Genomic DNA, 18,991 nt, shown 5'->3' with positions numbered 1-18,991 from the left:
ATAAGAAAACATAAAACAACCTTTTACTTCCTAAATACACTAAAAACCAATATGTTTTTAAATAAAATATTAACATTACAATTAATTATAAAATCAAATAATATACAATAAAATTTACGAAACAATTAAACATTATGTTTTTATAATAAAAAATACAAAAAAATCGAACACTGTCCTATTAATTTTTTTAACAATGCATTTTGTTTATTTTAGCAAATCTTAAATAAACCTAAAATATGATTAAAAAAATTACTCTAAAATTAATACCATTACTTGTATTATTAATTGGTATTAATTCTTTTGCGCAACAAAAAAAGTCAATTACAGGAACTGTAACTGACGAAGAAGGTATTCCTCTAATAGGAGCCACAATACTAATCCAAAATACAGATTATGGAGTTAGCACTGATGAAAATGGTTCTTATACATTAAATGCTAAAATAGGTGATGTATTAATTGTTTCCTATATCTTCCACGAAACAGCATATGTAACAATAGATAATAAAAGTTTTTATAAAACTATTTTAAAATCTGAAGGAGAAATTCTAGATGACCTAGTAGTTATTGCCTATGGAAATGCTACCAAAGAATCATTAACTGGCGCAGTTGCATCAATTGATGCAAAAATCATTGAAAATAGACCCGTATCAAATGCAGTAGGAGCTTTAGAAGGGGCAGCTGCAGGAATTCAAATAAATAATACCTCTGGACAACCTGGAAGTGAGCCTGATGTTCGTATTAGAGGGTTCACAACTATAAATGGGAGCAACTCCCCTCTTTATGTTGTTGATGGAACGCCATATCCTGGAAACATATCAGATTTAAATCCAGCTGATATTGAAAGTATCACCGTTTTAAAAGATGCTTCTGCATCAACGCTTTATGGAGCTAGAGCTTCAAATGGTGTAATAATGATAAATACAAAGAAAGCATCTAAAGGAAGTAGCTTCCTAAATGTTACAGCAAAACAAGGAATCTATGTTAGAGGAATGAAAGATTATGACCGAATAGGACCAGATGACTTTATGGAAACTATGTGGACTGGTTACAGAAACTCAATGATGTCAAATAAGAATTACTCATTTGAAGAAGCGGCAGATTATGTAAATAAAAATCTAATTACAAATATTCTAGGAACAAACATTTATTCAGTACCAGAAGGAGAATCATTATTTGATAATAACGGTAATCTAAATCCTAATGCGACAATAATGAATGGTTATAGAGGTGATTTAGATTGGTATAAAGATATAGAAAGAACAGGTTATAGACAAGATTATGTATTAAATGGTCGTGTAGCAAATGATAAAGGAGGTGCCTATTTCTCCCTTGGTCTTCTTAATGATGAAGGATATATCAAAAAAACAGACTTTAAACGACTTACAGCAAGGGTTAATGCAGATTACAAAGCTAACAATTGGTTAAAATTGGGAGCTAATCTAGCTGGTTCACATCAAGAATCAAACTTAATAAACGGTGATGCAGATAATAATGGTTCTTATACAAACCCTTTTATGTTTGCTAGAAATATTGCACCAATATACTCTGTACACAAACACGATTTAACGACTGGTGAATTTCTATATGACGAATATGGTAATAAAATATTCGACAATGGTGCTAATAGAAAACAATATGTAGATAGACATGTAACATGGGAAAATGAATTAAATACACTTGAAAATATTAGAACGACTGTAAACGGTCAATTTTACGCAGATATAAAGTTTTTAGAAGATTTTACATTTACTATAAAAGGAGACTTAAGTTTAAGAAATAATGAAGAAAGAAAATATGAGAATGCAATAATAGGAGATGGAGCAGGAAATAATGGTCGTTCAAAAAGAACTACATATAGATATAAATCTTATATGGGGCAACAACTTTTAAATTGGAGTAAAAGTTTTGGTGAACATCACATAGAAGCCTTAGCAGGACATGAAAACTATTCAGAGACATATAATTATATGTATGGTATGAAAGGAAAACAAAATCTAGAAGGAATGATTGATTGGGTCAACTTTAATGAAACTATCAATTTAACAGACTACGACCAGAATTATAGAACTGAAGGATATTTTACAAGATTTAAATATAATTATTCAAATAAATACTATGCTGAAACCTCATTTAGACGTGATGGATCTTCAAAATTCCATAAAGATAATAGATGGGGGAATTTTTGGTCAGTTGGTGGAGGTTGGATAATTTCAAATGAGGACTTCTTTAAGATTAAAGATATTAATTTATTAAAGTTACGCGCATCATATGGTGAAGTAGGTAACGACACTGGTGCAGATAGATATGCTTACCAAACTCTGTATACTATGAAAAAAAACGGAGGAATGGGAGCTTTCTATAAAGATCAAAATGGAAATAAAAATCTTAAATGGGAAACTTCGTCATCAACAGATTTAGGAATAGAAACAAGAATATTCAATAGAGCTAATATAACTATTGAATACTTTAATAAGGAATCACAAAACTTATTATTTGATAAAAAGGAAGCGCTATCTGAAGGGTCAACCAACACAGAAGCAGCAGAATCAATTCTTACAGTAAATATGGGAAAAATATCAAATAGAGGTTTAGAATTAACTTTTGATGTTGATATTATTAAAACAACAGATTTAACCTGGAATGTTGGGTTTAATGCAACTTGGATGAAAAACAAAATCAAACGATTACCAGAAGAAAATAGAGAGAATGGATATATCAATGGATCTAAAAAATATGTTGAAGGAAAAAGTATTTATGAATTCTACTTATATCAACATGTTGGAGTAGATTCACAAACTGGGCGCTCTCTATATGTATTCGATAATAATAACTTTAGTGTAAACAAAGCAGAAGAGGGGAAACAAACTATCTCAGATACAAATAAAGATATAATTGAAATTGATGGAAATTACTATGCTCTAAACGCAACATATGCTAAAAAAGAATTTTCTGGCAGTGCTATTCCAGACATGTATGGAAGTTTTTCAACTGCTTTAACTTATAAAAACTTTACCCTATCTGGGTTAGTAACTTATAGTATAGGTGGAAAAATATATGACTATTCATATAGAAGTTTAATGAACGCAGGAGATACTCCTTCAGCTTTACATAAAGACGTTTTAAACTCATATGATATGAACAATAAATCAAATGAAAGAATTCTATATGGAGCTAATCCCGCTGTTGACTTCTTTTATAGTGATGAAAACAATCTTTCTCTATCAAATAGGTTCTTAAAAGACGCTAGTTATCTAGCTATCAAAAATATCACATTAAGTTATAACATGCCTCAGAGTTTAATCTCTAAATTAGGATTAACCAAATTTAATATTAATGGATCTATTGAAAACTTAGCAACGTTCACTAAACTTAAAGGTATGAATCCTCAACAAGCATTTAATGGTACTAACTATAATGCATTTGTTACCCCAAGAACTTATACAATAGGTCTTAGTTTAGGATTTTAATAAATAAAATAAAGAGAAATATATGAAATCTATATACAAAAAATATTTAACAATTGCTGTGGTAGTAACATTAGCATCTTGTAGCAGTGATTACTTAGATACTACTCCTACAAATAAAGTTTCTCCAGAAACAATATTCGAAACTACAACAAATGCAAAAATGGCTATCAATGGAATAGCTAAATTAATGACTTCTCAACATTTAAAAGCACAAGGCTATAATGGCGAAGGAACAATAAAACTTTATTATGGAGAACTTCAAGGAGATAATTTAGTAGTACCCAAAGGAGCTTCTTCAGAGAAACAAATCTTAATGACATATAATAGTAATGATGAACAAAGAGAAAATTATTATCCATGGTATTACTATTATTCATTAATTTCAAATGCAAATTTAGTTTTAAATAGCATAGATAACGCAAAAGGACCAGAAAAAGAAAGAGCAACTATTAAAGCTCAAGCATTAACATATAGAGCATATTCGAATTTTATGCTAGCTCAAATTTATGGGAACAGATGGGTAGATTCTAATGAAGGAACTACTCCTGCAATTGTTCTTAAAAAGAATACTAGTGATAAAAATCAACCGCTTTCAACTTTAGGAGAAGCTTATGATTTCATATATGAAGATTTGACTGAAGCAATAAATTTATTTAAAGTTGCAGAATATGAGAGAAAAGAAAGTGACTTTTTTGAAATTGATCAATCTGTAGCTGAAGCGATATTTGCAAGAGTTGCTTTAACAAAACAAGATTACGTCAATGCTGCTAAATATGCTAAAAATGCAAGAGCTAAATATGCTTTAATGGATAATGAAAATTATCAGAAAGGATTTTTCACACCTACAAAGGAATGGATTTGGGGTAGCTTTGGAGCAACAGACGAAACTTTATACTTTTATTCTTTCTTTTCTTATTTTGCATATAACTCGTCAGCTGGACAAATTAAAAACTATCCAAGACGAATTAATAAAAAATTATTCGAAAAAATTCCAAAAACCGATATCAGAAGAGGTTTATTTTTAGATCCTGAAAATTATGATTATAATAAAGAAACTGATTTAGTAAAAGGTGGATCTGATTTAGATAAAAAAGCACGTAAATTGTTTCCTGAAATAAACTCTGCTAGTAAAATTTATGCTCATATGCAATTTAAAATTGGAGCTAGTGACATGCCTGGGGTTGGTAATTTAGTACATATTAGAGCTTCAGAAATGTATCTAATTGAAGCTGAAGCTGAATATTTCTTAGGAAACACAACTAATGCTCAACAACTTCTAGTACAATTAAATACGTCTACAAAAAGAGATGAATCATATACTTGTGCAAAAACAGGACAAGATCTTTTTAACGAAATAAGAACTTATAGAGGAATTGAATTGTGGGGTGAAGGCTCTACATGGTTCGACCTTAAACGTTGGAACGTCGATTTAGTAAGAGAAGATTATACAAAACAAGGAAATGTACCTGTGGAGTTTTCTAAGACAATCACGCCTGAACAAGCGAATAAGTGGACATATGTCATCCCTAAAAAAGAAAAAGAACAAAACCCTAATATATAATTAAAAAGGCTAGATAAAAATCTAGCCTTTTCCTTTTATCTCTTCTTGTAACTTTTTGGGTAAGATACTATAAACTAAATAATAAGAGTGATCTATTAATTCTTTTAGTAACTCCCATTTTATCATTCCATTTAAATGGACGCTATTCCAATGTTTTTTATTCATATGATATGCGGGTAGAATATCATTATAATCCTCTCTTAACTCTAATGCTCGATTAGGATTACATTTTAAATTTACAAAGCAATTACCTTGCTCCCATTTTATAAGATTAATAAGTAGATATATTTTTCCACCAACTTTAAAAGTCAGAGTTTCTTGATCAAAAGGGAATTCTTCTGTTGTACCAATTTTATTAAGACAGTACTCATAGATAATCTGAATATCCATAATTAAAAAATTTGATATAAAATAGGTTTACTTGGAGAAGCATCATTAACAAACGAAGCAATTTGTATATTCAAAAAATAAAAACCATCATTAACTTCATTGGGTACATAGATGAACTCAGTAATTGTCGAACTCAACATTGCATCAACATTTAAATTAAGAATATCTTTTACATTCCAAAAAGCTTTATGAGCTAATAGTTTTCCACCATCTTTCTCTTTATCAACACTTGGTAAATCAATCAATAAATGCTCAACTCCCTTTTCTCTTAAAAAATTAGCAGCTAGATATGATAAATAAGGAGGATTAGTATTAGAATATTTGCAATTCCTCTTTTCTATATTATTGGGTAGTGAACGAATAATAAAAGCTTTCTGATTATTTTCTATCCAAACTGCTCTTATTTGCTCTTCAGTAATAACGTAATCACCATTTTCTTGTTCCTCAGGTAATATAGTTGCTAACTGTGCAAAAAAGAAAAAATCTCTAAGGATATCATTAATACAATAAAAGTCATTTGTTATATGTCCCAGGCACTCAGTATGTGTACAATGACCATGGGGATTAAAATTTATATTATTAAAATTAGTAGAAGATCCTTCACTTACTTTTCCTATCCAATCCCCCATAATAACTGGTGAGATATCGGGTTTTTCTAAATACCAAGCTATAGGGTTGGCATCTGAGTTAGCTAAGGGAATAGAAATATCTATAGGCTTAGAAAAATCTATTTGATAGTTTTTTTCATTTAAATAAATAGTTGCAATCACTCTTTTATTTCAAATCTAACCAAAATAAATCAGATGCAATACCATCACTTAAAAATTTCCCTTTATCTGTAATAGTCAGAATATTATTCTCTAAAGACATTAATTCATCTTGTAAAAACCGTTGTGATTCTTTCTTGAGATAATTAAAAAACTCAACTCCAAACTCTTTTTCCACTCTTCTCAAATCTACACCCCACATTGTACGAAGCCCAGTCATAATATATTCATTATAACGATCTGAGATAGTCAAAGATTCAATTTCTATAGGTACAACATCTTGTTCTATTTGTTTTATATAGAGAGAGTTATTGGCAATATTCCAACTGCGATGTACACCATCAAAACTATGTGAAGAAGGACCAATACCTAAATATTTTTTTCCTAACCAATATGCAGAATTATTTTTAGAATAATAACCAGGTTTGGCAAAATTAGAAAGTTCATAATGAATATACCCCTCCTTGCGAAGCTTGTCAATTAATAACATAAAGTGACTATGAGCTACTTCCTCCTCTGGGCTTGGTATTACACCTTTTTTAATAAGTTTATTTAAGGCAGTTCTCTCTTCTACCGTCAAAGCATAGCATGATATGTGAGGTATGCCTAAATCAATAACTTTTTGAACATTAGATAACCAACGTTCATTATTCATATCGGGAATTCCGTAAATTAAATCTATCGATATATTATCAAAATGTTGGATAACTTCTTCTAAACAAGTGATTGCTTCATCTGCATTATGAGCACGATTCATCAAAGTAAGATCTTTATTATAGAATGATTGTATCCCAATACTTAGCCGATTCACTTTAGATTGCGCTAACTTTAATATTGTATTACTATCAAGATCATCTGGATTTGCTTCTAGTGTTATTTCTGGATCATCGCATATATCGTATAAATCGTATACAGTTTGAATTAAATCATTGATATCTTCCATCTCTAATATACTAGGGGTACCACCTCCAAAATAAATAGTTTCAATAATTTCATTATTTAATTCCTCCTTACGCAACAACAACTCCTTCTTTATTGCACAAAGCATCTCATCTTTCTTTTTTAAAGAAGTAGAAAAATGAAAGTCACAATAATGACAAGCCTGTTTACAAAAGGGAATATGAATATAAATACCAGCCATTACTTCTTAACTCTATCAGCATTTTGTTTAACAAAAGCATCCCATCCTGAATAGCTTTTCCCCACAACTGTTCTACCACTATTAAAAAAATGACATACTGCTGCGGCAAGACCATCAGTACTATCCAAATTCTTAGGTAAATCTTTAAAACCTGGTAATATTTGTTGCAACATTTTAGCTACTTGCTCTTTACTAGCATTTCCGTTTCCGGTAATAGCCATCTTTATCTTTTTAGGCTCATATTCCGTTACGGGAATATCACGTGATAAAGCAGCAGCCATTGCTACTCCCTGCGCACGACCTAACGTTAACAACACCTTAGGATTATTATTACCAAAGAAAGGAGCTTCAATAGCTATCTCATCAGGATGATGCGTTTCTATTAATTCCATTGTACGCTCAAAAATAAGCCTTAAACGAGTATATCTATCTTCATATTTAGATAGGAGTAATTCATTAAGCTGAATAAACTCCATTTTCTTATTTACCACTCTAATTACTCCAAACCCCATTATTGTAGTACCTGGATCAATCCCTAGTATGATTCTATCTACTGTCAATTGTTATTTTTTCATTTAAATCACCTTGCTCAAAAAAATAATAGCTTATTTTGCAATGATGAAAATTCTATCTGACAAAACTAAGCAATTCCTCGTACTTCTAATCAAAATATTAGTTGTGAGTACTGCTTTTTATTATGTCTATAATCAACTCTCAAAAGATGACACTTTAGACTTTAATATTTTAGTGGAAATTTTAAATGAAAAGAAAAATTATATCCCTCTCTTCTTACTTATTTGTTTAACATTTTCTAATCGTTTTATAGAAATATTGAAATGGCAGAATTTAGCATCTCTAATTAAACCTATTAGTATTCTACAATCAACTAAACAGGTACTAAGTGCATTGACATTAGGAATTTTTACTCCAAATGGGATAGGGGAATATGCGGGTAAAGCTTTATATTTTGATAAAAAGGATACTAGTAGAGTAATCTTCCTAAATATGGTTTGTAATGGAGTTCAAGTCATATATGCAATAATATTTGGTCTAATAGGTATTACTATTCTGAACCAAATTCATGTAATAATTCCGAATAAGTATCTATTATTTCTATATACCCTAATTATAGCAATTTTAAGTATTTTGTTTGGAATACGCCATTTAACTATTAAAGGCTATTCCTTACAATCTATTGTCAAAATGATAAATGAAATTCCTGCAAAAAAACATAGAAAGAACTTAATACTTGCTTTTTTTAGATATTTTTCATTTACTCATCAATACGTAATTTTGTATTATCTCTTTGGTGTTGACCTACCATATTTTGAACTATTATGTGCTATATCTGGAATATATCTATTAGCATCTTCTTTACCAAACTTCCAGTTCTTAGAGTTTGCAGTTAAAGGTAGTATTGCTATGTTTATTTTTACAGCTCTAGGAGTCAATCAATGGGTAGTAGCATTAGTAGCTACGTTAATCTGGCTACTAAATATTGTCTTACCAATAAGTATAGGTGCTTACTTTGTATTAATTTACAAAACAAACGATTCTAAAAAAATAGCCTAGCAAGAAGCTAGACTATTTCATTACTTTTATTATATACTCTTAATTATTTAGGCATTTGGTATACAACCAATTCATTCATTGTAAAATAAAGAGGGGTATTTATTCCATATTCGCCTTTGTCAGATGAATCCATATAGAACACTAAATATTTAGCAGCACCAATTTTCTCTAAATTAAAAGTAGACCATTCTTTATTAATTTTATCTACTTTTTGAGTAAAATCAACAAACTTATGAGTAATAGGTTCATTATTTAATACTACTCCATTTTCATCTAAACCAAAAACTAATAAATTTAGAAAATCACCTTTTCCAAATTTCTTACCAAACTGATCGCCATTAGATACTGAATAAAATGTATAAGGGCTCATCGCTACAGTAGCGGTAATAGGTAATAGCTTTTTACCATCTTTATCTTCTAACTTCACTACAGAAGTTGTTTGAGTTAAATCAATCTTACTACCTTTCTTAATATCTTTTGGAAGCCCCTGAGAATAAACAACTAAAAATGGTGTAACCTCTTCTTCTTTAGTCTTAGAATTTACTTTAATATTATTAGCAGTAGTACCATACATATTCTTAGAAAATAATTCTTTATGGTCTGCTTTATCAGTACTATTTGAAACAGTAAAGCCGCTCCAATATTTATTTGCATCATAAGTACTAACTATATGACTAAATGTAAAAGGTAGATTCTCCACAAATGTATTCTCTACAAATGTATTAGTCCAAATCTTCCCATCAACGGTCTCTATAGTTAAAGGAATGTCTTTTAACGAAAGGATGTTATGATCAGTACCATACTTTGTAGTTACATTGTAACGGTACATTTCTGTTTTATCTCCTGTAACTGTTTTTAAAGAGATAGTTCTATTTCCTATATTATTAATCACGTAGTTCAATACTGGTGCTGTTGATATTACTTTTTGTGTTTGATTATCAAACCATGAAAAAGTAGTTCCTTCAGCTGAGATCTCAGGGTTAATTTCAAAAGAGTTTCTTGCTAAAGATTCTTTTTTAAATTCCTTAATGTAAATTGTTGAGTCGCTATTGTCATCGCTTGAACAACTTGTGATTGTCGTAAGTGCAAAGCCTAAGAATAGAATACATCCAAAGCGTAAAAATTTGTTTTTCATTACAAGTGATTTTTATAGAATATTTTATGTTTTTTTAACTAGCCAAAAGTACTAAAAAAAACTTATGCCAAAGTATCCCTAATGTTAACAAATAAATCAATATTTTAAATATTCACCTATTTTAACTTAACAACAAAAACAAAGACACAAAATGTCAAATAAATAAACAAATTTAAAGATTAAAAAAACCTTAATTACTAAGCATTTTTGCTTCTTTTAAGACATAAAAAGTCATCCTATTTACATAATTCTTATAACTAAAAAAGGTCAGATATTACTATCCAACCTTTTTTATTAACCACTACTTTTCAATATTTAATCTTCAATTTTATCAACAGTCAAGGCGTCCATTGTAAAATATAATGCTGTATTTGCACCCCAATCACCAACATCTGTTGTTTCTAAAAAGAATACTAGATATTCCACTTCGCCTAATGCAGTTAAATCTACATCACTCCATCCTGTATTAATTTCATTAATCCCTTTTCTAAAATCAACAAAATAATGAGTTACAGGATTTTCACTAGTAAGTTTTTTATCTTTTCCTACCCCATATATATGTATTGCGAAATAATCACCTACTTCAAATTTACGAGCAAAAGAATCTCCATTTAATATCCCATAATATGGCCACGGACTTATTGCTAAAGAAGTACTTATTGCTTTATATCTAGCTGAATCATCTAATCTAACAACTGCAGAAAAACGTTCTAATTGTAACTCTTTGTTAGGTTGCAATAATTTAGCATTAGGTTTGTGATCCGCATATGACACTAAGAAAGGAGTCCCCATCCCCTTTATACCACCTTTTGGCATAGTTCCCCATTGATTAGGAATCCAACCATCATCACTAATAAAATGGTTTTGATTATCATTACTATTTGAAACAGTAAATCCCATCCAAGTGTACATATCAGGCCATGCAACATGATTAAATTCAAATATTCCACTTTTTATAACTATATCCTCACTGTAGGTATCTTTCCATATTCTTCCTCCTGTTGTTTCTATGCCATCTGACAAATCAAAATTTGTAAGATCTAATGTTATATAATTATAATCAATATTTTTTTCAACTAAGACACTGTAATTATAAAGAGTAATGCTTTTTTGAGTTACAACTTTCAATGTAATTTTATATTCGCCTATTACATTAATTGTATGGTGTAATATTCTTTCATTTGAAATCACATTATCATTTTGATACCAAATATATTTTGCATCTTGTTCTTCTATTTTAGGATCTATTGTAAATGATTCCTTTGCAATAACTTTAATCTGATCCTGATCTTTTATTATTGGAATTGAATATGGAACATTATCATCGCTTGAGCAACTAGTAAATGTCGATGAAGTTACTATCGCAATTCCTAATAAGAATAACTTCCCATAATTGTATATACTTTTTTTCATAAATTATTTAGTTAATTAATTTCTAGTCTTTATAGTAATACCTGCTTTATGTAAATCAATTATTCCTGATACTTCAGTAGAGGTTTCACCTAACCAACCAGCCTCTTGATTCACGCCTGTATATACTTTAACAAAATCTACACCTGGTAAACTTACTTTATTGCCATTTCTATCTACTGCCCAATTAATATCTATAGCTGATTCATCATCACTATTAGGTGCATTATCTGCATAGCCATATTCAAAACTATATAATACCCAATAATTTCCTTTTTCACTTTCATCTATTGCATTATTAGGTAATAATGTTCCCTTAAAAGAAACTTCTTCCGTCTTTATCCATTCGGGAAAATAGCTTTGTTGATGAGAAGAATTTTTAGGTTTCCATCCTTTATTCCCTTGATTATCTTCCCAATATATATACTCTAAATCTGTAGCCCAACCAACACTTGGATCTTCTACAGGTATCTTATTTGTATCTGGTCTATGAAAAGTAATTTCATAGTTTTTAATTGTTTTAGGATTAGAATGCTCACTTCCAGCTATTTCAAACCATTCATCTTCATCGGGTAAACCATTTTTATTTTTATCGTAAGCAACCATTATAACTCCTGGTTCACAACTGCCCCCTCTACCTGGTGCATTTGGATTAGGATTCCCCTCTGCCCAAAATGCATTTCCTAAAACTTTAAAATCTCTTCTACCATCAATATTTTTTATAGTTTCATCAAAGCCTACTACAATATATCCACCAAAACCTCCTAAACTAACTAAAGATGGTTTTTTACCAGAAATTGCTTTAAGTGCTTTCTTGTTCATTATTTCCTGTGTATCTCCATCTTCATATTTAGGTAATTCATTTACAAACTGTCCTACTGCTGGTTTAAAATCAAATACCTTAGTTACATCACTATAATCATAACTAATACTAGGCTCTTCAGGTATGTCAATTATTTCTTCATTATCATCACTAGATGAGCAACTATATAAAAATATAGAGCTCAAACATAACAGGGACACTACTCCTAGTTTTAAATTACTTTTATTCATATTTTAGTTATTTGGTTATTAGTTATTTTCGTATAAATGCAAAATGTGCTGGTATATTCCCACCCGTAGTTTTCCACTTCAATTTTCCTTCTGGGCTAAAACAATAGACAAACCCTGTTCCCACATAATCTTGTGCATCCGTCATAAATATTTCTTTTGTCTCTGGATTGACAGCAATGCCATAAGGAATTAAAATTTGTTTCTCAGTTCCATCTGTAATAATATGATCTGTAATTACTTCTTTTGTCAAAGTATTTAAAGCACCGTAACTAATTGTATTTTGTCCTGTCTCATGTTTATAAGCTGTCGCATAATAATAAAGCTTATCATCATCAATAGTCATATTACTTACAGGTATGTTTAACTTCTTAATAACTTCATCTTTATTAGAATCAATTACATATAGATTGGGTTCTTCATTATAATAATCTCCTCTTGAACTAACATAGATATCTCCTTTACTATCGATCTGCATACGATGTAAATTTATAGCAACATCTATCTTCTTTATCTCTTCAAATGAATTCAAATCAACTACTGATACCGTAGTATCATAATTAGGCACACGATATCCTCCTGAATTTGCTACATAAAGCTTATTGCCTTTAACAACCATCTCTTCTGGCTGATAACCTACTATCACTCTTCGAGTAACTTCTAATGAAAGAGTATCAATCTCGGCTACAAATCCAATCTCTGCATTGGGATCTATTTCAACCTTACCAGAATAAGAACTAACATAAGCCTTACCATCTCTAAATGCTAAATATCTACAATTTGGAACATGAATCTGTTTTATATGTTTTCCTGTTTCTACATCGAATACTTCTACAAAGTTGGAAACATTGATAGTTGCATATACTTTACTTCCATAAATCTTAATATCATTTCCAACATCACCAAGTTCCTTTGTAATATTTGGATTTTTCTCTGAAAAAATATCTCTAGTATAAACTCCTGATTCGTAATCAAACATATCAATAGAAGCTCTATTCATTCCCATATTTCCCTCATTTAGAAGGTAAAAACCTCTGTAATTACTCGGATTGGTAGGAATAGACACATTAGAACTATCAGAAACAAATATCATTTCATCTTTTCTACAACTTGTAAAAAAACAAATGAATACTAAAACATATATTATTAATCTCCTTATCATAACTCAAAACTTAAAGTGAAGCGAAAATTACGTCCTGGCATTGGAAAATTAGTTACAATCTCATAATACTGATTAGCCAAATTATTAGCCTCTACTAATGCTCTAAACTTATATTTTCTCCAAATAAAATCTTTTTGCAAGGAAATATCATGCGTATACCAAGGTTGTATTTCATTTCTCTTTATATTATTCTTATTACCATTATATCTCTCTCCTACATAGATGAAACTATAATTAATTCCCCAATCTTTATAATTAAGTTCAACAATAGATGATCCTGAATTCCAAGGTGCATAAGGAATTTGATCTCCATAATAAGATGTTTTGCCATAAGGAGTCAAACTTTTATCTTTTGCAACAGTATATTCATAAGTAAGATTTACACCTAAACTTAGATCTTTTACTAAATTTATTGTAGCTCCAAGTGATGTTTCAATTCCATAATTCTCAACCTTCCCTAAATTTGTCATCATCCATCTCATCATGCTTGAAGTAGGAGAAGCTATAATTTTATCCGTAATATCTGCATAATAAGATTCTACCGAAAGATGAATTTCTTTAAAATATAATGACTCTAAATCTTTTCTGTAATTAAATCCAAGGTTATACTGTCTTGATATTTCTGGTCTTAAATTAGATGTTCCTAATTGTGTGTAATACAAATCATTAAAAGTTGGTAACCTAAAAATATATTTATAAAAAGCATGTAAAACAAAATCTTCTTTTTCAAATGGCTTATAGCTTAAAAAGAGCGAAGGTGCCCATTCAGAACGATTAGGTGCTTTAAAGTTATTTCTTACTTTTTCTTGAGTAAAAGTTCCCAATACATTTCCTTGTATTTTTACTTTTTTCAAATTTAGAGAAGTAGCAAATGAAGTTAAAAAAGTATAGCGCTCAGGATATGAAAACAAAGTACCTTGTCCTTTTCTAGTAGCATTAAGTTTATTATACTGTAAGTCTGTTGCAAGAGACACTTCCCAAATCGGAGATATCTTATATAAATGTGCCGCAGAAACATACCAATCCTGTTGATAAAAAGTATTGTCAAACTGCGGATTATAAGTAACTTCTTCTCCTACGAAATCTACAGTCTTTCTTGACTTATAATGCATCAAATCATAAGCATATTTTCCCTTTATCAAAAATTGATAGCTATTATTCACATAATGAGTCCACTCCCCTTGCAACATAATATTCTTATCTCCTTGGCCCTCATTAATATTCTCAGTCGCCAATGTCTCATCACTTTTCTTGATAACAGCTCCTGGCAATCCTCTATCTGATTGATAATAATATAAATTCACATTCCATATATTTTTATCATCCTTTCCGTACCAAGCATTTTCTATGCGATAAGCTTCTATGTCGCTATTCAATCGATGCCCTACAGTATCGTAAGCAATCGTTCCATTAAGATTATGTCTTTTTTGTCGAAACTTATATCTACCATTTGAATGCATATACTCAGCACTAAAACTAGTACTTATTGACTCACTTACTTTATATTCAATACGAGCAGAAGGATTTGTTAGCTGTATAGATCCAGCTTTATATTTACCAAAGACATTTAAGTTTTTTCCATCCTTAAACACTGGTTTCTTAGTTTGAATATAAACAGTTGACGCGGATGAATATTCTTTTGCTGACTGAAAAATTGCACTTCTCTGACCGTTGTAAAGTTGAACTGCTTCGATATTATCTAACGAAAACTTACCAAGATCAACTATCCCATTTTGAGCATTCCCTACTTGAATACCATTATAGAAAACACCTACATGATGAGTCCCCATATTTCTGACATCAATAGTTTTTAAACCTCCCATACCTCCATAGTCCTTAATCTTCACCCCTGAAAAATAACGCAAAGCATCAGCCACATTGTGGCTATTCAACCTTTGTAATTGTTCTCCTTGTAATGTCTGAACGGGAATTAAATCTTTAAAAACATCTTTCTCAACTACAATCTCTTTTAATATTGTAATTGAATCTTTACTTTGCTGCGCATGCGAAATTTGCATTGCATAAAATAATATTGCTAGCGTAAATAAGAATACTCTAAATTTCATAGTTTTTGGTTAATTATCTAATGTTTATGAAGTACAAACGCATTTAACCATTTAATAAATGAAGAATAGCATTTGCGTTCTTATACCCCGAAAAACATCAAATATAATTCACCTTGGCAGGTATTCTGACTTACTCATTATTAAACGTCCTTCCCATTAACTAGTGGACAACTAGGTTTAACAATTTTATTATGAGCTTACAGCAGCGGGTCTGTTTAGGATTTTCACCTAATTCCCTATTAATTATTAAAAAATAAACCAATGTGAACCCTACAAATATAGATAAAAATACATCATTAATATATTTTTAACATTCATATAATCAAGAGACTAATTACTACTATTCTAATATATAAAACGATGATATTTGTTTTTTTTGTGTAGTTAAAGCTTGCTTATTTTGAGGTACTACCCAAGAAGGATAAACTCTTACACCTCTTTTACCTTCTTTAAATTCTGTACTTATCATCCCTAACTTAACTAATCTCTCTTTAGAAAAGACAAATAAACCTTTTTGTCCATTTTCCTCCACTTTAATGACTAAATAATCAAAGCAGTCACTCTTTTCATAAGGCTGAGTAACACCTAAAGCATTTCTCTTCCAAATTGCAACGAACAAACCAACTTCTTTAGGTGTAATTTTAGCTTCACGATAAATAACTCTTTTATCTCCCAACGAAAACTTGCACGCTTTATAATCATTTACTTCACTAAAAACCCTGTAATCACAAAAAATCTCTTCTTGCGTAGCACCAAAAAGAATAGTTGTGAGAGGTAAAATTACTTCATCCATTAATAACATATGTTTTTTGCAAAGATAAAAGACGATATGTAAAAATATAATTACTACTAGCTAAATAATTAAATATAGTCCGAAAGAAACTAAAGGTTTTTATAACTATTAGCAAAAGATAACTTTATTAGTACTTACTCATTTTATACCAAAGCTTTTAGTTACTTTGTAATTCATAAATGAACCTAAACGATGTTTTCAAAACCAAGAATAGCATTATTTATTGGAATACTCTGTATTTCAATTTTTCCTGTTTTAGTAAAACTAAACCTAACACCTGGATTAATATCAGCATTCTATCGCATGGCAATTGCAGCAGTTTTTGTATTGCCATATGCACTACTGACTAAACAGTTAAAGGTTTATGATACCAAAACCATGTTATTAATAACACTATGTGGCATTTGTTTTGGTTCCGATATAGCAGTCTGGAATATTGCTATTCAAGGATCTACAGCAACTCAAGCAACATTACTGACAAACTTAGCACCAGTATGGGTGGGAATAGGGAGCTATTTTTTTCTTGAAACAAAACCTACTACAAATTTTTGGATAGGCACTGTATTCGCATTAATAGGAATGGTGATTCTAATGGGAGTAGATGTGTTTATAAACTTCTCATTTGATCTAGCTTTTGCTTTAGGCATATTGTCGGGAATACTATATGCTTGTTATATTTTATTAAGCAAAAAAGTTTTAGATCATGTTGGCGTAGTGCCTTTTATGACTTATAGCTTAGTAATTTCATCTTTGTATTTAGCTTTGATAAATATATTTTACAAATCAAACTTTCTAGGTTTCTCAAATGCAGGTTGGCTAACACTAATAGTACAAGGAATTATTTGTCAACTATTAGCATGTTTTCTAATTAGCTATGCAACTAAGCATATGCGTGCTACCAGAGTTTCTCTTAGCCTCTTAAGCCAGGCACTAATTGCTGCATTATTAGCTTGGTTATTTTTACATGAAGAGATAACCATACAAATGATAATAGGTGGCATAATCATCTTATTTGGTATCAGCATAACCTTCTACAATAAACCTCTACTTAAAACCAAACCGAAAAATTTGTTATAATATAATAACAACCAAAAATTAAGAAAACTACACTTACAATTATCTTCATAAAAGTAGAGACTAAAAAACCAATAAAAGAGCCTATTGCTGCTTTAAATGCTCGTTTTATATCATTACGGTCAAATAGTAATTCACCTAATAATGCTCCAAGAAAAGGACCGAGAATAAAGCCAAAAGGAATTGGTACTATAATTCCTACCACTAAACCAATATTTGTGCCCCATACGCCATAAGACGTTCCTCCAAACCTCTTAGTCCCTTGGGCAGGTATAACATAATCTAATACTGAGACAACAATAGTAAACAATAATGAACTCCATAAAATATAAGGACTAATATGAATACCATCAATAAAGGTCAAACTGAATAACCCCAACCAACTCATAGGTAACCCAGGAAGTCCTGGTAACACACTTCCTACTACTCCAATCACTAATAAAATGAGGCACAATAATAATAGAAAATATTCCATTCGATTTTTTTCGTATTTTTGATAATTAAAAGTACGATTTTAATCATTATGAATAAGATACTACAAATTATCTTTCTATCTTTTCTAGTAACCTCATGTGAGTTTGGCGCAAAACAATTGCCAAATCAAGATCAATTACTACAAGAAGAGCTCAACAAAATAGATTGGTCAAAAGTAGATACTTATCCTAGCACACCTCATTGTGACACAGTTCAAGGTATTCAAGAACAAAAAGATTGCTTTTTCGCTTTTATCACCACTCAACTACAAGAACGTTTATATGCTGACACTTTAAAAGGTCAATTTAAACATATAAATACTGTAAAAGTAATGGTTACTGTTCAAGCCAATGCAGTAGTAAAATTTAAGATTTACGAAACTCCTGATAGTTTATATGCTCAGAGTATAAGCATTGATAGTCTATTAAAGTCAAAAGAGAAAGACTTTCCCACTATTCTTCCTGCAACCAAAAGAGGGATTCCTGTCACATCAGAATTTATAATTCCAGTAATATTAATAAAACAATAATACAAACTGTATTAAAAACAAAAAAGCTCTCCCGCACTAGGAAAGCTTTTCATTGGTCTAACTACTAAACCTTAGTGCTTACGCACTTAACAACACAACTAAATTTTACCCCTCTTTTTAAAAATTATTAGAGGGCAAAAAAAGCCTCTCAACTCAGTGAGAGGCTTTCTTTTACTGGCGGTCTGGACGGGACTCGAACCCGCGACCCCATGCGTGACAGGCATGTATTCTAACCAACTGAACTACCAAACCAGTTTTTAATTTTCATTACGATGACAAAGATAATACTTTTTTAAAGAAATCAAACTATTTTTTAATGTTTTCTGAAAGTTTAAACTTTCTCTTGTTTCTTTTATCGCTTTAGATCAACAAGCATCTCTTTTTTATTAGAGATGCTTAT

At 30.4% G+C, this 18,991-nt stretch carries 16 protein-coding genes, 1 tRNA gene and 1 riboswitch; of the genes, 5 read left to right on the top strand and 12 right to left on the bottom strand.

What is annotated here, in order from left to right; all coding sequences use genetic code 11:
* Positions 1-236 precede the first annotated feature (236 nt).
* Both RH98_RS07820 and RH98_RS07815 read left to right on the top strand, forming a co-directional pair.
* The gene (locus RH98_RS07820) at positions 237-3,467 is read left to right on the top strand and encodes a SusC/RagA family TonB-linked outer membrane protein (RefSeq protein ID WP_010252755.1); all 3,231 of its coding nucleotides are present in this window, start codon (positions 237-239) and stop codon (positions 3,465-3,467) included.
* Between the two features lie 22 nt (positions 3,468-3,489).
* Entirely contained in the window at positions 3,490-5,028 is a 1,539-nt protein-coding gene (locus RH98_RS07815) for a RagB/SusD family nutrient uptake outer membrane protein (RefSeq protein ID WP_010252752.1), read from the top strand.
* Positions 5,029-5,049: 21 nt separating this feature from the next.
* On the opposite strand, the gene RH98_RS07810 is transcribed toward RH98_RS07815, so the two are convergent.
* Genes RH98_RS07810 through ruvC form a run of 4 tightly spaced genes read right to left on the bottom strand, consistent with a single transcriptional unit; the run spans position 5,050 to position 7,886 of the window.
* Complete coding sequence (locus RH98_RS07810; RefSeq protein ID WP_010252749.1) at positions 5,050-5,418, bottom strand: MmcQ/YjbR family DNA-binding protein; 369 nt, start codon at positions 5,416-5,418, stop codon at positions 5,050-5,052.
* A 2-nt stretch (positions 5,419-5,420) separates the two neighbouring features.
* On the bottom strand, positions 5,421-6,188 hold the full coding sequence (locus RH98_RS07805; protein ID WP_010252746.1) for a cyclase family protein: 768 nt from the start codon (positions 6,186-6,188) through the stop codon (positions 5,421-5,423).
* A gap of 4 nt (positions 6,189-6,192) precedes the next feature.
* A complete protein-coding gene (gene hemW / locus RH98_RS07800; protein WP_010252743.1) occupies positions 6,193-7,326 on the bottom strand; it encodes a radical SAM family heme chaperone HemW in 1,134 nt (377 codons plus the stop codon).
* Positions 7,326-7,886: a crossover junction endodeoxyribonuclease RuvC gene (gene ruvC / locus RH98_RS07795; protein WP_010252740.1), complete on the bottom strand. Its 561-nt coding sequence runs from the start codon at positions 7,884-7,886 to the stop codon at positions 7,326-7,328. The genes hemW and ruvC overlap by 1 nt, the downstream gene beginning before the upstream one ends.
* A gap of 58 nt (positions 7,887-7,944) precedes the next feature.
* On the opposite strand from ruvC, the gene RH98_RS07790 reads away from it, so the two are divergent.
* A complete protein-coding gene (locus tag RH98_RS07790) occupies positions 7,945-8,898 on the top strand; it encodes a hypothetical protein (RefSeq protein WP_026038802.1) in 954 nt (317 codons plus the stop codon).
* Between the two features lie 43 nt (positions 8,899-8,941).
* Here RH98_RS07790 and RH98_RS07785 read toward each other — a convergent pair whose 3' ends face one another.
* From RH98_RS07785 to RH98_RS07760, 6 genes are all read right to left on the bottom strand, one after another.
* Positions 8,942-10,033 (bottom strand): DUF4465 domain-containing protein, encoded by a 1,092-nt coding sequence (locus RH98_RS07785; protein WP_010252733.1) that lies wholly within the window; start codon positions 10,031-10,033, stop codon positions 8,942-8,944.
* A gap of 315 nt (positions 10,034-10,348) precedes the next feature.
* Complete coding sequence (locus tag RH98_RS07780) at positions 10,349-11,446, bottom strand: DUF4465 domain-containing protein (protein WP_010252730.1); 1,098 nt, start codon at positions 11,444-11,446, stop codon at positions 10,349-10,351.
* 15 nt (positions 11,447-11,461) lie between these two features.
* On the bottom strand, positions 11,462-12,496 hold the full coding sequence (locus RH98_RS07775; RefSeq protein WP_010252726.1) for a hypothetical protein: 1,035 nt from the start codon (positions 12,494-12,496) through the stop codon (positions 11,462-11,464).
* Between the two features lie 22 nt (positions 12,497-12,518).
* Positions 12,519-13,655 (bottom strand): YncE family protein, encoded by a 1,137-nt coding sequence (locus RH98_RS07770; RefSeq protein WP_026038801.1) that lies wholly within the window; start codon positions 13,653-13,655, stop codon positions 12,519-12,521.
* The gene (locus tag RH98_RS07765; RefSeq protein ID WP_010252722.1) at positions 13,652-15,721 is read right to left on the bottom strand and encodes a TonB-dependent receptor; all 2,070 of its coding nucleotides are present in this window, start codon (positions 15,719-15,721) and stop codon (positions 13,652-13,654) included. The genes RH98_RS07770 and RH98_RS07765 overlap by 4 nt, the downstream gene beginning before the upstream one ends.
* A gap of 98 nt (positions 15,722-15,819) precedes the next feature.
* A riboswitch (cobalamin riboswitch) is annotated at positions 15,820-15,999 on the bottom strand.
* A gap of 62 nt (positions 16,000-16,061) precedes the next feature.
* Complete coding sequence (locus RH98_RS07760; RefSeq protein WP_010252720.1) at positions 16,062-16,514, bottom strand: MepB family protein; 453 nt, start codon at positions 16,512-16,514, stop codon at positions 16,062-16,064.
* 192 nt (positions 16,515-16,706) lie between these two features.
* Between RH98_RS07760 and RH98_RS07755 the strand changes: the two genes are divergently transcribed.
* Entirely contained in the window at positions 16,707-17,591 is an 885-nt protein-coding gene (locus RH98_RS07755; RefSeq protein WP_010252718.1) for a DMT family transporter, read from the top strand.
* On the opposite strand, the gene RH98_RS07750 is transcribed toward RH98_RS07755, so the two are convergent.
* On the bottom strand, positions 17,563-18,063 hold the full coding sequence (locus RH98_RS07750; RefSeq protein WP_010252716.1) for a DUF456 domain-containing protein: 501 nt from the start codon (positions 18,061-18,063) through the stop codon (positions 17,563-17,565). The two genes, RH98_RS07755 and RH98_RS07750, sit on opposite strands and share 29 nt — an antisense overlap.
* 48 nt (positions 18,064-18,111) lie before the next feature.
* Here RH98_RS07750 and RH98_RS07745 point away from each other — a divergent pair, with 48 nt between their 5' ends.
* Entirely contained in the window at positions 18,112-18,591 is a 480-nt protein-coding gene (locus RH98_RS07745) for a hypothetical protein (protein WP_010252713.1), read from the top strand.
* Between the two features lie 175 nt (positions 18,592-18,766).
* On the opposite strand, the gene RH98_RS07740 is transcribed toward RH98_RS07745, so the two are convergent.
* Positions 18,767-18,843, bottom strand: a tRNA-Asp gene (locus RH98_RS07740).
* Between the last annotated feature and the right edge of the window lie 148 nt (positions 18,844-18,991).

It is taken from the genome of Myroides injenensis M09-0166 (assembly GCF_000246945.1).
Taxonomy (GTDB): Bacteria; Bacteroidota; Bacteroidia; order Flavobacteriales; family Flavobacteriaceae; genus Flavobacterium; species Flavobacterium injenense.
The sequence above is the reverse complement of the archived record's forward strand: the minus strand, read 5'-3'. Positions and strand labels throughout refer to the sequence as shown.

What these genes read in the sequence shown, in the direction of transcription:
- RH98_RS07820 (WP_010252755.1), top strand. Translation starts at nt 237, where the DNA reads ATGATTAAAAAAATTACTCTAAAATTAATACCATTACTTGTATTATTA.
- RH98_RS07815 (WP_010252752.1), top strand. Translation starts at nt 3,490, where the DNA reads ATGAAATCTATATACAAAAAATATTTAACAATTGCTGTGGTAGTAACA.
- RH98_RS07810 (WP_010252749.1), bottom strand. Translation starts at nt 5,418, where the DNA reads ATGGATATTCAGATTATCTATGAGTACTGTCTTAATAAAATTGGTACA.
- hemW (WP_010252743.1), bottom strand. Translation starts at nt 7,326, where the DNA reads ATGGCTGGTATTTATATTCATATTCCCTTTTGTAAACAGGCTTGTCAT.
- RH98_RS07790 (WP_026038802.1), top strand. Translation starts at nt 7,945, where the DNA reads ATGAAAATTCTATCTGACAAAACTAAGCAATTCCTCGTACTTCTAATC.
- RH98_RS07785 (WP_010252733.1), bottom strand. Translation starts at nt 10,033, where the DNA reads ATGAAAAACAAATTTTTACGCTTTGGATGTATTCTATTCTTAGGCTTT.
- RH98_RS07780 (WP_010252730.1), bottom strand. Translation starts at nt 11,446, where the DNA reads ATGAAAAAAAGTATATACAATTATGGGAAGTTATTCTTATTAGGAATT.
- RH98_RS07775 (WP_010252726.1), bottom strand. Translation starts at nt 12,496, where the DNA reads ATGAATAAAAGTAATTTAAAACTAGGAGTAGTGTCCCTGTTATGTTTG.
- RH98_RS07770 (WP_026038801.1), bottom strand. Translation starts at nt 13,655, where the DNA reads ATGATAAGGAGATTAATAATATATGTTTTAGTATTCATTTGTTTTTTT.
- RH98_RS07765 (WP_010252722.1), bottom strand. Translation starts at nt 15,721, where the DNA reads ATGAAATTTAGAGTATTCTTATTTACGCTAGCAATATTATTTTATGCA.
- RH98_RS07760 (WP_010252720.1), bottom strand. Translation starts at nt 16,514, where the DNA reads ATGGATGAAGTAATTTTACCTCTCACAACTATTCTTTTTGGTGCTACG.
- RH98_RS07755 (WP_010252718.1), top strand. Translation starts at nt 16,707, where the DNA reads ATGTTTTCAAAACCAAGAATAGCATTATTTATTGGAATACTCTGTATT.
- RH98_RS07750 (WP_010252716.1), bottom strand. Translation starts at nt 18,063, where the DNA reads ATGGAATATTTTCTATTATTATTGTGCCTCATTTTATTAGTGATTGGA.
- RH98_RS07745 (WP_010252713.1), top strand. Translation starts at nt 18,112, where the DNA reads ATGAATAAGATACTACAAATTATCTTTCTATCTTTTCTAGTAACCTCA.